19 protein-coding genes are annotated in these 14,267 nt (G+C 29.9%); all 19 read right to left on the reverse strand.

Annotated features, from left to right (window positions below; all coding sequences use genetic code 11):
• Positions 1 to 214 precede the first annotated feature (214 nt).
• A complete protein-coding gene (locus AQ1685_RS04715) occupies positions 215 to 889 on the reverse strand; it encodes a hypothetical protein (protein WP_095069911.1) in 675 nt (224 codons plus the stop codon).
• A 4-nt stretch (positions 890 to 893) separates the two neighbouring features.
• Complete coding sequence (locus AQ1685_RS04720; RefSeq protein ID WP_173862343.1) at positions 894 to 1,121, reverse strand: HTH-like domain-containing protein; 228 nt, start codon at positions 1,119 to 1,121, stop codon at positions 894 to 896.
• A gap of 184 nt (positions 1,122 to 1,305) precedes the next feature.
• Positions 1,306 to 1,824, reverse strand: a complete 519-nt coding sequence (locus AQ1685_RS04725) for a hypothetical protein (RefSeq protein ID WP_095069913.1) — start codon at positions 1,822 to 1,824, stop codon at positions 1,306 to 1,308.
• Positions 1,825 to 1,975: 151 nt separating this feature from the next.
• On the reverse strand, positions 1,976 to 3,067 hold the full coding sequence (locus AQ1685_RS04730; RefSeq protein ID WP_095069915.1) for a hypothetical protein: 1,092 nt from the start codon (positions 3,065 to 3,067) through the stop codon (positions 1,976 to 1,978).
• A gap of 169 nt (positions 3,068 to 3,236) precedes the next feature.
• Positions 3,237 to 3,569, reverse strand: a complete 333-nt coding sequence (locus tag AQ1685_RS04735; protein WP_095069917.1) for a hypothetical protein — start codon at positions 3,567 to 3,569, stop codon at positions 3,237 to 3,239.
• Between the two features lie 147 nt (positions 3,570 to 3,716).
• A complete protein-coding gene (locus AQ1685_RS04740; protein WP_095069919.1) occupies positions 3,717 to 4,505 on the reverse strand; it encodes a hypothetical protein in 789 nt (262 codons plus the stop codon).
• A 144-nt stretch (positions 4,506 to 4,649) separates the two neighbouring features.
• A complete protein-coding gene (locus AQ1685_RS04745) occupies positions 4,650 to 5,327 on the reverse strand; it encodes a hypothetical protein (RefSeq protein ID WP_095069922.1) in 678 nt (225 codons plus the stop codon).
• A 150-nt stretch (positions 5,328 to 5,477) separates the two neighbouring features.
• Positions 5,478 to 6,185 (reverse strand): hypothetical protein, encoded by a 708-nt coding sequence (locus tag AQ1685_RS04750; protein ID WP_095069924.1) that lies wholly within the window; start codon positions 6,183 to 6,185, stop codon positions 5,478 to 5,480.
• Between the two features lie 156 nt (positions 6,186 to 6,341).
• Positions 6,342 to 6,896, reverse strand: a complete 555-nt coding sequence (locus AQ1685_RS04755) for a hypothetical protein (protein WP_095069926.1) — start codon at positions 6,894 to 6,896, stop codon at positions 6,342 to 6,344.
• A gap of 87 nt (positions 6,897 to 6,983) precedes the next feature.
• Positions 6,984 to 7,487: a hypothetical protein gene (locus AQ1685_RS04760; protein ID WP_095069928.1), complete on the reverse strand. Its 504-nt coding sequence runs from the start codon at positions 7,485 to 7,487 to the stop codon at positions 6,984 to 6,986.
• A 79-nt stretch (positions 7,488 to 7,566) separates the two neighbouring features.
• Positions 7,567 to 8,175, reverse strand: a complete 609-nt coding sequence (locus AQ1685_RS04765) for an MltR family transcriptional regulator (RefSeq protein WP_157730103.1) — start codon at positions 8,173 to 8,175, stop codon at positions 7,567 to 7,569.
• A 295-nt stretch (positions 8,176 to 8,470) separates the two neighbouring features.
• Complete coding sequence (locus tag AQ1685_RS04770) at positions 8,471 to 8,935, reverse strand: hypothetical protein (RefSeq protein WP_157730104.1); 465 nt, start codon at positions 8,933 to 8,935, stop codon at positions 8,471 to 8,473.
• Between the two features lie 166 nt (positions 8,936 to 9,101).
• Positions 9,102 to 9,956: an FRG domain-containing protein gene (locus tag AQ1685_RS04775; RefSeq protein ID WP_095069936.1), complete on the reverse strand. Its 855-nt coding sequence runs from the start codon at positions 9,954 to 9,956 to the stop codon at positions 9,102 to 9,104.
• 144 nt (positions 9,957 to 10,100) lie between these two features.
• Positions 10,101 to 10,889 carry an abortive infection family protein gene (locus AQ1685_RS04780; protein WP_095069939.1) on the reverse strand — a complete coding sequence of 263 codons (789 nt, stop codon included), beginning with the start codon at positions 10,887 to 10,889 and terminating at the stop codon, positions 10,101 to 10,103.
• 95 nt (positions 10,890 to 10,984) lie between these two features.
• The gene (locus AQ1685_RS04785; RefSeq protein ID WP_095069942.1) at positions 10,985 to 11,659 is read right to left on the reverse strand and encodes a hypothetical protein; all 675 of its coding nucleotides are present in this window, start codon (positions 11,657 to 11,659) and stop codon (positions 10,985 to 10,987) included.
• Complete coding sequence (locus tag AQ1685_RS04790) at positions 11,656 to 12,159, reverse strand: hypothetical protein (RefSeq protein ID WP_095069944.1); 504 nt, start codon at positions 12,157 to 12,159, stop codon at positions 11,656 to 11,658. The genes AQ1685_RS04785 and AQ1685_RS04790 overlap by 4 nt, the downstream gene beginning before the upstream one ends.
• A 208-nt stretch (positions 12,160 to 12,367) precedes the next feature.
• Positions 12,368 to 12,874, reverse strand: coding sequence for a hypothetical protein (locus AQ1685_RS04795; RefSeq protein ID WP_231970250.1), 507 nt, complete (start codon positions 12,872 to 12,874; stop codon positions 12,368 to 12,370).
• Positions 12,875 to 12,923: 49 nt separating this feature from the next.
• On the reverse strand, positions 12,924 to 13,463 hold the full coding sequence (locus tag AQ1685_RS04800) for a GNAT family N-acetyltransferase (protein ID WP_095069059.1): 540 nt from the start codon (positions 13,461 to 13,463) through the stop codon (positions 12,924 to 12,926).
• Between the two features lie 159 nt (positions 13,464 to 13,622).
• A complete protein-coding gene (locus tag AQ1685_RS04805; RefSeq protein WP_095069946.1) occupies positions 13,623 to 14,123 on the reverse strand; it encodes a hypothetical protein in 501 nt (166 codons plus the stop codon).
• Positions 14,124 to 14,267 lie beyond the last annotated feature (144 nt).

Here is a 14,267-nt window from a genome sequence, read left to right on the forward strand (position 1 = left end):
TTTCTAATTAAACACAACGGTGAGTATAAGAAACGTAGGGCAGGTGATAAGCGATACATTTCGGTTAAGTACTAAGCCAAATATAAATATTTTGCTTTTATCTTCTTTCTTGTAAACGCCAAATTTTATATTTGGCGACCTAGTCGATAAGCCCAAACCTTTCGAAAGAACACTTAATCCGCCCTATGTTTTTTATACATTGTTGGGCACAGTTTTATCCGTTCAGTTTTTCATTTATCAGCTTGTCAAGTCCATTAAAATCCGTAACATTGATTTCTGCTCTAGAAATATCATTGTACGAATTCAGATGTTCTCCTTTGGAAATCACAAAAACATCTACATTTTCCAATAGCTTTATTCCGTTAATAAATTCGTTCATTTTCTCTCTTACAATATTGCCTTGAGAAATAACTACATAAACAAACTTTATGTCCGACGAAATTCTTATCTGATGATTGATTTTTGTCTTTCCATCTTTGTAATTCGCATATTTTTCTTTAATAATATTTAATTGATTATTTCTGTCCTTTGCTTGATTTAAGAATTCAAATCTTTTATAGCCTAAATCTGTTTTAATATCGAAGAAGCAATTAACAATATTATCTTTCGTAAATGCAATGTCTGGTCTTAGCAATAATGACCTTTTACCGCTTTTGTTTTTTAATTCAGTTCCTTTAAAAGAAATTGGTGGGTCAATTAATATTTTTAGTCCATTTGGGTCAATTACTTTTTCAGCACAGTAACAACCAAATAGGTCTTCTGTAATTGAAGATATAGAGTGACTTGTTCCTCTGCTTAAAACAGTTGGATTTGATTTTGGCAAATAAGAACATTCTCTAGCTTCCAAATATGCTTTTCTAGTTTTCTCTAAAAAGTCAGCCTGTTCCAATGAATTAGTTTTTAGAAATTACATATTCAGCTAATTTTACACCTTTGGTCAATTCTGTCAAATAAGATGCAGAAATTCCCGATTGTTCAATTATGTCCTTTTTCGAATATTCACTTTCTTTTATTTCGGTCGCGTATTTAATTCCGAATAAGTGTATCATAGTAACAGAGTCTCCTTTCGGTGCATTATTATACATTTCATTGAGTTTTGTTCCAAGTTCGTTTAAGGTCATATTTTTGGATTTTTAATGTTCAGATTGAGGTTTGTTTAAATTGTGCCCAACGGTCTCGTATAACCGTCAGTTACGGGTTAAATTAGCGATTATTTTCGGTTAAGCACTGATGTTAGCAATTCCGAGTGGATTCGGACGTAGTCGAATCCGCCGTAATTGCGGTTATACATTGTTGTGGTGCGTTTTATTCTTTCAGTTTGTTTAGTCTTATTATTCCGTTTTCTATTTTTAATTTCAAAAATTTTTCTCTCTTCTTTTTTTTAAGACTCCATCCGTCATATAGGTATAATTTGTCCTTATAAAATTTTGCAATTGAAAAGTCCATTTTATAAAAGTCTTCCATAACCCATTCAGCGAATATCATTCCGTTATTTTCCTTAAAATCAATTCCATTGTTATCAAATAATTCCGTAATGTTTAGTTCGCCTTTTTTGGAGTCAGAATAGCATCGGATTATTTTTTCAAGATAGAGCTTATTGTCAATTATTCGCCATATAGCTCGATAGCCTCTCCAACATCCTGTACTTGGTGCTGTGGCTCTTGTATTGTTAAACGGACGTTTCTTTAATTCCAATTTTTCTAATGGAAACATTTTCAAGAAAATCGTATCGTTTTCAATTATTAATAAATCAGTTTCTTGTCCAGTCGCAAATACTGAAAAAGTCAGATTTATTAAAAGGATAAATATTAATATTCGTTTCATTTTTGCGCTTTTTTTAATGCACCACAACGGCTCGTATAAGAATAGTAGCCGATTGCGTGGCACTTTCCTGTCAAGTTACAAGAAAGCTGACACGGGCTACAGCCCTTGAATTTACTACTATCTCGGCTATTATTTTTATACATTGTTACCGCTAGTGTTTACTATTCCAATCAAGCTTGGTTATTTCTTTATCCTTAATTACAATCATTGATACTTCTCTTTCTCTACCAAGTCCCCAAAAATCAAGATTCATTAAAATCACACCATTGTCATATTGAGTTGTAATTGGGTCATGTGTATATAAATCTGAATTGAAGAGAGGGTCAACGATTGTTATATCCTTTTTCTTTATTTCAGCTAAAAATGTTCTGTCCTGCCAGTTTACCATGTAAATTGTTTTTCCATTCCAGTTAAAGCTTGAAAAAATCTGAACCCAGTAAAAGTCAAATACAGATTTGGAATGACCAGATTTATCGGAGTATCCTAGAGCGTTAATATTTTTCGTCTTTGTGTCAAAACCCTTTAGGTTTGACAGTTTTGAAGGGTCAGAAATTAACTTCAACTCAGCACTTCCCATTCCGTGTCCAAGATGAGATAGCACTTTATAACCTTTATCTGTTTCAATTATCGAATTTGCACAAGTAGCTTCGGTAAAATAAATATTTTCGTTAGTTCTATTATAAAAATAAACAGTTCCGCCCCATTCTCCATTACAATCACAATAGGCAAGGTATTCATTGTTCTCATAAAGTTTAGGCTTCTTGTCAAACGGTAATTTTTGTTCAGATTTCTTCCAATGGCCATCAGAGTCTAAGAACCAATATTTTCCATTTGATAATCCATACAATTTATTATCAATTAACCAATGGTAGTCAAATCGTTTTGTATTTAATGCTTTTTCAAGTTTTTCGTTTCTAGAAAAGTCCGACAATTTATAACACACAAAAGTTCCAGGTTCAAAAAGTGATACTATGTTTTCGTTGAATACTACTGAAAAAGATAATGGAAATGAGTTATCCTTACTTGGGTTATCCAAAACTATTTCTCTTTCCTTAAAATCAAGCGAAGTTTCTGAAAGTATCACATTGAAGTCTTCTCCTTTATGAATCATTGGCAAGGTTACCTTGTAATCATCATATTCAAGTCGTTCCTTTAACTTTGCAACAAGAGTATCAAAATCATTAGTCTGACCTTTACAACTTGCAAAAGAAAAAATCAATATTCCAATTATAATCTGTTTCATTGTATGCAGTATGTTTTTTACATTAGCGGTAACGTTTTGTGTATTGTTATTTGCGCTTTTTGATTGTAAAGTTAATTAAAAGGTTGTGAACTTTTGGTTTTACGAGATTTAGTCCGAAGGGTTAAATCCGCAAGCAATTAACCATACATTTTGTTGTGTGCAGTAATTTTTATTCAACTTCTATTTTATTGTTCATAATTTTAGTCCGAAATGTATTTCCATTTTTAGAAGGATTCCAGCCCAATTCAAAAGCTTGCTTAATCCAATTGGAAATATCATATGGAGTTATAGGATTCACCATCTCAGTTTCTATATCATTTGGATGTTTTCTGTCCGTGCGGATAAATAAGTTCGTACCTGGGTTTTCCTCCAACTCGATTGCAACATGTAATTTCCCAATTCCGTAAACCGATTGAGTGTAGGTTGCTTTTTTTCGAATCAGCCATCTAAATTTTAATCCATCAACATCTATTTTTCTTGTTCCTTTTTTAGGTATTGCCATTTTTTATTATTGTACACAACGTTTTGTGTATTGTTATTTGCGATTTTTGATTGTAAAGTTAATTAAAAGTGGTGAACTTTTGGTGTTGCGAGATTTGTCCGAAGGATAAATCCGCAAGCAATTAATAATACATTTTGTTGCCCACAGTTATTCTGCGTTCTGTTTATCGTAAACTTCTTTAAGTTTAATTTCTCCAACAAAATCTGGCAAGTCGGATTTTGTTTTATTTTTAGATATTATTCTAATTTTATCATCTTCTAAAATTGCTTTTGTTGTCCTGTAAATAGTTTCTGTTTTAGGTTTCTCAACAAAAGTAATTGTCACGGAATTTGAAAGCTCTTTTTCTTTCACATTTACAGTATTACTTTCCGTTATATACCCAAATCGTTTCTCTCCGTTTGGTAAGAAATATTCATATCGTATTGACGCTAAATTTTTACGATTTGGAATAGTTTTGAAAGGAATTCTTAAACTAAAATCATTTTCTAATTCCATTTTTAATTCGATATTATCTAAGTCAGCATCGTAGTCATAAACAAATTGGATTTCGATTTTTTTGTCCGATAAAATAGAGTTTCTGTCGGTGTTAAATTTTAGTAAATAGTTCTTTTCATTTGGTCTGTTTGAAAAGTCAAATCTCGCATCACTTTCCGAAACGTCATATTGGTCAGAAAATATTATCGTATCATTTTGCCTTTCCCAAGTTCCATTATATTCTCTCCAAGTTGAACAACTAATTGCTGAAGGTCTACTCCAAAAAACAAATGTATTTTTCGTTTTGAGTGTTATTTCTGATATTCTGTCGTCCCAATCAATTAATGAATTTTCCGAGTTGGTTTTATCTTTTTTATAATTTATGAAAGAAACTGGCGTGTTTTGTCCAAAAGATGATTGTCCAATTATCAGTAAAATTATTATAGCAAAGATGTTTTTCATAATTGAGGGCAACGTTTTGTGTATGGTTAGTTGCGTGGTTAAGCAACTAATTTAGTAAACAAATATGAACCCTAGAAAATTCCAAAGGAATTTTCCAGATAAGTACTTGCCACAGCAATTAATTATACACGGTGTTAGCCATAGTTATTTATTCGATTCAAGAAATTTAGTCATTATTACTTCATTCATTTCTTTTGCCTTTTCAAGAGATTCAATTCCGTTTAGGTCTAAATAATATCCACCATAAACAAGGTGGTTATTTATAAGAATCAAATTGTACACATAAACCACTATTATTTCGTGGTCGTCATAAAAAGGCTTTACTAATTTTAGAGCAGATAATATATTTTCATTTGGTCTATATTCTTCAATAACAATCGGCTTTTCAGAATGTAAAAAAGTTGTGTCAGAATATACTTTTTTTAGAGCTTCCAATCTGTCAACATTAATAGTTCCAGTTTTCTTTTTTTGAACTCGAAATATTCTTTCTAAATCGTCCCCAGTCAATTTCCATTTTTGCTCATTTTTGTTAACCATAAAAACAGCATAATCTTCAAAATCGAGAATATCTAGACTGTCTTTTTTTGAAAATGTATAATTGTTCAAATAAACTCCTAGAGTTTTAAATTTATCAGAAATTAATAATTCGTCAAAATATAATTTTACTGATTCATCTGCGTAACATTCCGTCCATTTTCGAAAAGTTGGAAGATTAAAATCTATATGTTCAATTTCATTTTTTTCTTCAGAATAGTAGTCATCTTTTTTTTCAGGTTTACATGCGATTAATAGAAGTAAAAATATGATATAAGTTCTGGTCATTTTTAATTATGGCTAACGTTTTGTGTATTGTTATTTGCGATTTTTAGTTGTAAAGTTAATTAAAAGTGTTGAACTTTTGGTTTTGCGAGATTTAGTCCGAAGGAATAAATCCGTAAGCAATTAATTATACACCTTGTTATGCCCTTTGCTTTATTCTGTGTATTTATAAAATATCATATTTTTGTTAGCCAAATCTAATTTAATTAACCCACTCCTAATTCCTATATACACATTTTCATTATCAATTACTGCGATAGAATTTGGATATAAACTAGACCAAAATGTATTTTCAAAAATAATTTCTTTTTTAAAATCCTCAATCACATAAAAATTCTGATGAGTTGCAATTAAAAACTTATTTCCGTAAATAGTAAAAGCCTCAGGAGCATCGTCAAATTCCATTAGTTTTTCATATGAGAAGTTTTGTCCATCTTTTTTTAATTCAAATAGTGCTCCACCACTGTAAGATAAATGAGCAAGTCCTTCTATAAAATAAGTTTTACTTTTAAATTCAAAAATGAACTTAATATTCCCTGCTTTTATTTTAATCTCTTCTTTGTTTTTATTGCTTGGGACAAATGATAATTTTCCACCCCATTCTCCGCGATTAATTCCTATTAAATTTCCACCCTCTATTTTTAATTCCGCTTTATTTCTATGGTTTGATTTTTCAATATTCAGTTCATTATCAATGAATTTTACTCTAAATTCATTTCTAGCCCAATTAAGTTCTCTCCATTCACCTGAATAGGGTTTGGGGATTTCAGTTTCGATAAAGTTTTTAGGAATATTAACTTTTACTTGACTACAAGCAGTTAAATTCAGAAGTAGAAAGGCAATTATTAAAATTCTATTCATAGTTTTTTCGCATTGGGCATAACGGTCTCGTATAACCGTCAGTTACGGGTTAAATTAGCGATTATTTTGGATTAGCACCGACTTTAGCAATTCCGAGTGGATTCGGACGTAGTTGAATCCGCCGTAATTGCGGTTATACATTGTTACCTACAGTTTTTATCCTGCCATTAAAGGTAATCCTTGTTTATATTCAATATCAGTTAAATCCGATAATTCTTTTTCCATCAAATTTTTTAATTCAGCCGTAATATAAATCAGTCCATTTAGTATTCCGTAGATATTAATTCCAACAGATTCTGTTTGATAATAATCTTTAAATTCAATTTGATTCTTAATTTTCAATTCAGAATAGTTTGTCCATTCCTCATTTGTGGCTCGTCTAAAAATTATGATTGGATTCAACTCGATATGGTCAGAAACGTGTTTATTCAGAACTTCTGCTATTTTATTGTCAATTATCGAGTATCCAAATCCATCAAGAATATTTCTGAAAGTTCCAAATTCAGATATTTGATATCTTCCATCCTTTAATTTTATTAAGCTAACTTCTTTTATGAATTCAATGGTACTTTCATTTTCAAAATCATCACTATCACAAGTAGTTCCTTTGTTACAAAGCCAATAATTCAAATTTTGCATCATTTTTTTCAAATTGTAGGTAACGTTTTGTGTATGATTTTTTGCGGGAAAAGGACGCGAGTTTTTTTCCATTGTTTCGGAAAGATAATTAATAAGATTGAATTTCCGATGAGGAAATTCAGCCGCAATTAATTATACACCTTGTTGTGGTGTCGTTTCTTAATCTATTTGTTTAAACTTTCGCCCAATTAATTCGCATTTTTTTGTGATGTTCCAAAATCCGTAACCTGCATAACCGGTTGGGATTTTCCAATATATTATTTCTCCATTGCGTTTTCTCAATCCGAATTCAGATAGATATCCGTCATGCTTTGTAATAATCTTTTTTTCTTTATCAACAACAAAAGATTTATAACCATTGTGCCATTCAAATTCAGAATAGTCGATGGTTTCTTTTTCATTAGAATCAATAAGTATAAATTTTTTGGTTGTATTTATTATAAATTCTGATTCTGTAATCTTTAAAGCTAATACAGGAATTTCGTTATATTCTAAATTCAGTTTTGATTTTAGTTCAATTTGTAATTCTGGCTTTAGGAAATCAAATAAGGTAAAGAGCTCACTTCCGTTAAGATCTGATTTGTTTTTATTGAAATAATTAAAATACCAAAATTCAATTCGATCTTTAATTTGTCTAGCAGTTTTTTCTATTATTTTCTCCATTTTTCAATGCACCACAACGTTTAGTGTAAAATGTGTTTTTAATGCAATTTACACTTTGTTATAGGCTTTTTAATTTTATTTAATCTATTCCTAATTTCTTTAAAGTTTTAAGATGTGATTTAATTAATGATTCGTGATCGAATTCTTTTGGTTCAATTTTTTGTATTTTTTCTATTTCAATTGTAATTAATGTATTTAATCTTGAAGTTGAATTTATAAATTTTTCTCTTGAATTCAATTCTTTATATTTAATAACTAATTTTAAATTATTACATTTTTGAACTATTTCCTCATCAGAAAATTTAATAATCTCTGGGCTATGTGCAAACTTATTTCTTATTGATCTTACCAAATTTAACTCATCATAAATGGTTTTATCAATTAGTCCTATTGAATATGCTATTTTAGTTTTTCCTGAAAGTGATGATAATGGTCCAAAACCATCAAATAAATCTTTTATTATTTTTTTTTCATTTAGTAATCGTTTTTTTAATAAATCTTCTAATAATTTTTCAATTATTGAGATGGATAATAAAGCAACTCCTCTATCTGACTCATTACTTAATTCTTTTCTAATTTTTATATAATCGATTATTGATTCTCTTAGAGTCTCTGGAATTTCATTTGGTATTAAATCATTAATAAACTCCTCTAAATTATTTTCTAAAATATTTTTTAAAACGTTCATCATTATTATATTTTTCTGACTAATGTTAAAAACTTCAACTAATAATCAGTGATTTATGAATTTGTATTTTATACTATCATTAACTTGAATAATCAAAGTAGAATTTTTCAACTTCTCTTCTTTAAAAATTCAGAAGTGGGTTATCTATGAAATTGCCTATAACGTTTTGTGTATTGTTATTTGCGATTTTTTGATGTAAAGTTAATTAAAAGTCATGAACTTTTGGTTTTACGAGATTTAGTCCGAAGGAATAAATCTGTAAGCAATTAACTATACATTTTGTTGTGGTGCGTTTTTAGTCAAGATATATAATTCCTTTATAATAATTTATTTTGGCTATTCCTAAGTGACGGTTTTCAGTGCATTTTTCAATCATTATATTCCTTCCCTTGGATAAGTCAAGTAAGAAATAGTTTTCATATCCGTTTATTGTAATCTTAACTTTATAATTTTTGTTATTAAGATATTGCTTAACTTCTTTTTTTTTGTCTTTGGTTTGGGTTATAATTTTTCCTTCATTTTTATACTCAAAATAAGAAAAATAATATCCTGTTGTCCCAATGGTTTTGTCAGAGGTTATAATTTCATTGTTAAATATTTTTGATCCATTTAACTCAATTGATATTGAGTCATTTTCAAAACAACTTCCTAAGGAAATAGAAAAGATATTCTTGTTTTTTAATACTTTGTTTTGAAGGGTGGTTTTACAACTAATTAAAAGCATTAAAATAATAATAGGTGTTATTTTTTCTGTAATCAAAACTTTTTTTTTCAAATGCACTACAACGGTAAAGTGTATGATTTCGTTGCGTGTTTAGGCACTAAAGTTAGCAAATAATCACGGATAGAAAATTCCAGCGGAATTTTCGGAAGTAAGCCTTTACTAGCAATGAATTATACACAATGTTAGCTGTAGTTTTTTATTCTTAGTGGTGATGACATAAATGGTCTAAAGTAAATAACCTTTTTCTAAAATCTTCGGTATCTCTCCACTTTTTAAATGTTATAAGAATTTCTAATTCTCTATTTGTTAATTCAGAAGCTCCAGTTAAGTCAGGGAAAATTGTTGAATGATTTATATTCATTGAATTCAAATGGCGCAAAAATAAGTCACGTAAATTTTCAGGAATATCAATTCTATATAAAACTGGTGAAAAACCACCTAGATTAGAGTCTTCTTTCAAAAACTCCTCAATTGATTTTCCATTAGGTGTTTTGGTAAATTTTCCTTTCTGTGATAGTAACCTAACATTTTCATCTATTGGGCTATCAATTTCGTAAATAAATTTAGCTTCTGGCTCTTGATTTATCGCAATTTCTTGTAATGCAAATGGGCTAAAAATCCATAATGTTCTTGTTTTTGAATTTGGTGTAGTTGGATTAAATAGAGCAAAATATAATGCGATGTATGGTGATAAAGTCCAATCCAGAAGAGGCGTATCTAAACCATAGTGCTGTCCTAAAGCCCACCATTCAGTGTCATTCAAGTTTTTATTTGGGTTTATTCTCTTTCCAATACTATTTTTCTTAAAATTATTTAAGTGAATTTCTAATATCTTATCATAACTTAAATCGACACGTAGTCTTGGTTCAATTTTTTCTAGAGAATCTTTATATTTTCTATCAAATGTGGATTCTAATTTCCAAGTTGAATCTCTATGTCCTCTAAATAGAAACTCTTTATGGTCAATAAAGTTATTTTCTATATTCTCAATAAATTCAAGCCAAGTATTGACTTTAAATTCCGCATAGATATTTGTATCATTAATTTTCCAATCCATTTCGGTTTTCTCAAATTACAGCTAACGTTTTGTGTATGGCTTGTTGCGGAATTTTCCGAAGGAAGATTCCGATGAAACACTAAGGTAGCAAATCTGTAATGAATTTCGTTTAAGAAATTCAGCCGCAATGAGCTATACACTTTGTTAGCTGCTGCTCTTTTTCTTTTTTAATTGTTCTAGACTTAAATAAAACACAGCCAATTCGCTTGATGCGGAAACAGCAAGTTTTACATAAATTCCGTCTAATGATTTGAATTCAGGTAAATGTCCGTGTCCAGTTCCGTAAGAATTTCGCAATTCGGTTATTCCGTGGGTAATGGTTGAAAATCCACCTAAAATTTTTGCGATTGAAGATTTAGCTAATTCAATGTTCTCAACCTCAAATGGCATTAAATCAATTTGCTTATTGGTTTCTTTAACCAATTTTGCAACATCCCAATCTTTATTAATTTCTATTCTTGCCTCATTTAAAATGTGTTTACAACAAGTCTCGATTAACTCCTTTGAAATACCTAAGGCTAAATGAGGATTACTTTCGATTGATTTGTTCATAAGCTTTATTTGCTTATTCACATATTCTTGAGTGAGCAATTCAGTTATTTTTTCCGCTTTCTTGTCATTCTGTTTTTTATGCTCACTTTTTAGGTAAGGTCTCCAACTAATATCTCTTACATAAATTCCGTCTGCTTGTCCAGCTTCCGTAATTGCCGATTCGATAGCTGAAGTTTCTTTTGCATATTCGTCTATTTTCCGATGTATCTTTAAAGGAACTCTAACAATCACCTCGTACATATAAGTTTCAATGTCACTATCCATTCTGAAAAGTGTGTCGATATATATTTGGTCGATTTCGCAGTCATTTAGAAGATTTACAGCTTTTTCTTCTTCCAATTCCATTAGCCAATCGAAAATATGTCCTTTAAGTTCGCTCATTTATTATTTTCAGCACGATGTTTTTTGAGTTGCAGCTAACGTTTCTTGTATGTTGCGTTTGCCTGCCGAATGCGGCATATGCAATATACAAATTGTTAGCTTTTAGTGTTTATTTTTCTTAAAGTTAGGGCGTCAGTTTTGATTCCGTTTACTTCAGTATGGAGTACTCTACAATGCTTATTTGCTGGGTTTTCAACTAATGAAACTTCTTCCAATTCTATTTCAGTAATATTCCTTGTACAAAGTTCTCCATTATAAAGTTTTCCTTTGATGTGATCACAACTTCCATAGTCCTTTTTGCAGATAGAACAAAAGCTTTGTTTTACAAAACCTCCAGTACTAAAAAAACTCATTTTTGGGAATAAAGTTTTTTCATAATTATGCAAGCGTTGTAAATAGTGTTCTAAATTATCACTTTCAAATGGATAGTTTCGAATTACCGTTCCTAAATGCACTTGACAATCGACTAAGATATCCCAAGCAATTGCCATTTTGTCTTCTTTTAGGGATACAAGCATTTTTAATTCACTTTGAATTATCATTGCTAAACGTTCAAAACAGTATATTAAATTCGCATCATTTCCATTATTTTTCGTTGCTAATTCTTTTCTTTGAATTGATAGATTGTCTATATATTCTTGTAAATCTTCTATTTCTTTTTTTTGAAGTTCAATTCCAACTGTAAAAATTGCTATTTTTTGAGCTTTATCTACGACCTCATTGAAGTCATGAATTAGTTCATTGGGATTGATTAAATATATTTTTGTCATTTAAGTGATTTAATAACATTTGTTAAATCCTTGATCCCTTCAGAATCGCCTTCATAAGATATTTTTTTTACTGTTTTCTTTTTATTCGTTTCCACATAAATATCAAGTTTAACAGTTTTCTTACCTATTGTTCCTTTGAATAAATCTTTACAATACTCAGAGGCAAGGTTTATTGCTATAGCAACCAAATGTTGATTTTCTGACAGCATTGATAGGCTTATGAAAAGTGCTGGAGCAAAAAAATCTGCGCTTTTCCTACTCCGATATACTGAGGAATCAGAATCTAATTCACTTGATGAGAGTTCGTTTAGCTTAAATACTTTTTTAAAGTCAGTTGTTGAATCGGTAAAAACAAAATCATTTTTGTCATTTACTTCGGATATATTTTCAGGAATAAAAGTTAAAGAGTCAGGAATCTCAATATTCAATTCATTAAGTTTATCTATTAAGTTTGATTCTTCTATTTTATAATTCATCTTTTGTATTTCGTTTTTTTGCATTAAAGCTAACGGCTTCGGCTATGATTAGTACGGGAATAAATAAGCGATTAATTACCGATTAAGCACTTAGCCAAAACTTTTTATTTTGTTTTAATTTTTCAATTTTCAAAGCCAAATCAAAAAGATTTGGCGGACATTATAAAAATACACTAAACTTTGGATTAAACACTAAAACCCGTATTAATTATAGCCCTTGTTGCCAGTAGTTTTATTCAATTACTTTTTTATAAATCAAGATATAGTCTTTCTCATATTCGATTTTCATTTCGGTTAGAGTTAATTCAATAATCTTGTCAGAAGAAGCATCGAGGAAATTACCGTTTTCATCTTTTCGCCATTTTTTATTAGGCATAAATTTTTCGGTTTGAATTATTAGTTTTCCTTGTCTCGAATCTTTAGGGATAACCATTTGATACTCTATTTCACTTTCCGAAATTATTTTCCAATTTCCACTATCAGTATTTTCTTTGGTAAACTTTTTTAGGTAAGTTCCGTCTGAATTCAAGGTAATATCTGGTCCACTTGCAACTATTTTCATCTTTTCTCCGTTTGGATAAGTTCGATAAACGTATTTTACTTCTTGGTTATGTTTATCAATAGTTTTTGTGAAATTCCATTTTCCAACTATATTTTTTTCTGTTAGTTCATTTTTTTGTCCAAATAATGTAGTGCAAAAAAGTAAAAAAAGTACTGGGAGTTTTATTTTGATTTTCATTTTTTTAAATTACTGGCAACGTTTTGGCTAAGCTGCGTTTTAATGCAGTTTAGGTTTTGTTGGCAGTAGTTTTTCTTTCTTTCCATTCCGATTTCAATATAGACATAATCAATTTATCGTGAAATCCATTATCTCGGAAAGATGCTTCTCTTAATCGTCCTTCAATTTTAAATCCAGACTTTTCATATGCTTTCAATCCGCCAATATTAGGTTCAGATACTGTTAGCATTATTCTGTTTAATTTTTTGTCTACAAATCCTATTTTCAAAATCTGTTCAGTAACTTTTGTTCCGATTCCCTTTCCCCATAATTTCTTTTCACCAATGAAAATATAATACTCACCAGATTTATTTGTCTCTGAAATATCACAAATACCAGCATATCCAATTAATTCATTAGTTGATTCTAAAAATATACCCAGGGTAATATCTTTTTCATTTTTAAGTAATTCTGAATACCAATTTTCAATTTCCTTTTCGGTATTGATTTTTCTAAATAGTGACAAAGAATATTTAATTACATCATCATCATTAATCCAGTCATAGAATGGAAAAATGTCTTTCTTTGATAATGTTTTTAATGTAATCATCTTTATTTTTTTCAAATTACTGCCAACGGTTGGGCTATGAGTAGTTGCGTGGTTTAGTACTTAACTTTGCAAGTACACACCAAACTGAAAATCCGCGAGGATTTTCAGAAGTAGGCATGAACAAGCAATTACTTATAGCCATTGTTGTGCTTTCGTTTTTTATGTTATCAGTGCTTTATCACCTCTAGTTCCTTTTTTTACTCGTTCTGAATAACCAGCAAAAAAGAAAGGAATGTTGTCTTCGTTCCCGTTTTCAATTCTTTGTTTTACCTTTTCAAATGCCAGTATCGAAATTTCAAAATTGGGTTGTCCAGTAACCAAAATAGGTTGGTTTAATTGGTCATACCAATAATATTTTCCACCGTAATTTCTTCTTGCTACTTCGAAAATGTATGAACCCGCTTGAGCAATTATGTCCTCTAACATTCCTGAATCCATATCATCCTTATTTTCTGAAAATAGACTCAAAATTTCATCATCTAAAACAGTCAGACTCGATTCGCTATAATCCAATCCATTGTCGAGTCGTTCGTTAAAGCTAGAAATTAATCTTTCCGCATTATTTGTAGATTTCTCAATAAATTCCTTTTGAGCTTCGTCAATCGGATTTTCATTATTTTTTTCATTAGACTTTTTCTTAAAGAAGTCAAATATTCCCATAGTTATTAATTTTTTATCTGTCGGTGTAAATGAAGCACAACGTTGGTATATACTTAAATGCAGTATATCTGCATTTATCTTTTTTTATATTAAGTTCTTGTTTCAGAGTTAGTAATGTTCTGTTTTTGAAGTGAAATTCACTTT

It is taken from the genome of Tenacibaculum jejuense (assembly GCF_900198195.1).
GTDB classification, from domain to species: Bacteria; Bacteroidota; Bacteroidia; order Flavobacteriales; family Flavobacteriaceae; genus Polaribacter; species Polaribacter jejuensis.

Bases quoted from the DNA above. Each gene is read 5' to 3' on its own strand.
- AQ1685_RS04720 (WP_173862343.1), bottom strand. From the start codon at position 1,121: ATGACCTTAAACGAACTTGGAACAAAACTCAATGAAATGTATAATAAT.
- AQ1685_RS04725 (WP_095069913.1), bottom strand. From the start codon at position 1,824: ATGAAACGAATATTAATATTTATCCTTTTAATAAATCTGACTTTTTCA.
- AQ1685_RS04730 (WP_095069915.1), bottom strand. From the start codon at position 3,067: ATGAAACAGATTATAATTGGAATATTGATTTTTTCTTTTGCAAGTTGT.
- AQ1685_RS04735 (WP_095069917.1), bottom strand. From the start codon at position 3,569: ATGGCAATACCTAAAAAAGGAACAAGAAAAATAGATGTTGATGGATTA.
- AQ1685_RS04740 (WP_095069919.1), bottom strand. From the start codon at position 4,505: ATGAAAAACATCTTTGCTATAATAATTTTACTGATAATTGGACAATCA.
- AQ1685_RS04745 (WP_095069922.1), bottom strand. From the start codon at position 5,327: ATGACCAGAACTTATATCATATTTTTACTTCTATTAATCGCATGTAAA.
- AQ1685_RS04750 (WP_095069924.1), bottom strand. From the start codon at position 6,185: ATGAATAGAATTTTAATAATTGCCTTTCTACTTCTGAATTTAACTGCT.
- AQ1685_RS04755 (WP_095069926.1), bottom strand. From the start codon at position 6,896: ATGGAAAAAAACTCGCGTCCTTTTCCCGCAAAAAATCATACACAAAAC.
- AQ1685_RS04760 (WP_095069928.1), bottom strand. From the start codon at position 7,487: ATGGAGAAAATAATAGAAAAAACTGCTAGACAAATTAAAGATCGAATT.
- AQ1685_RS04765 (WP_157730103.1), bottom strand. From the start codon at position 8,175: ATGAACGTTTTAAAAAATATTTTAGAAAATAATTTAGAGGAGTTTATT.
- AQ1685_RS04775 (WP_095069936.1), bottom strand. From the start codon at position 9,956: ATGGATTGGAAAATTAATGATACAAATATCTATGCGGAATTTAAAGTC.
- AQ1685_RS04780 (WP_095069939.1), bottom strand. From the start codon at position 10,889: ATGAGCGAACTTAAAGGACATATTTTCGATTGGCTAATGGAATTGGAA.
- AQ1685_RS04785 (WP_095069942.1), bottom strand. From the start codon at position 11,659: ATGACAAAAATATATTTAATCAATCCCAATGAACTAATTCATGACTTC.
- AQ1685_RS04790 (WP_095069944.1), bottom strand. From the start codon at position 12,159: ATGCAAAAAAACGAAATACAAAAGATGAATTATAAAATAGAAGAATCA.
- AQ1685_RS04795 (WP_231970250.1), bottom strand. From the start codon at position 12,874: ATGAAAATCAAAATAAAACTCCCAGTACTTTTTTTACTTTTTTGCACT.
- AQ1685_RS04800 (WP_095069059.1), bottom strand. From the start codon at position 13,463: ATGATTACATTAAAAACATTATCAAAGAAAGACATTTTTCCATTCTAT.
- AQ1685_RS04805 (WP_095069946.1), bottom strand. From the start codon at position 14,123: ATGGGAATATTTGACTTCTTTAAGAAAAAGTCTAATGAAAAAAATAAT.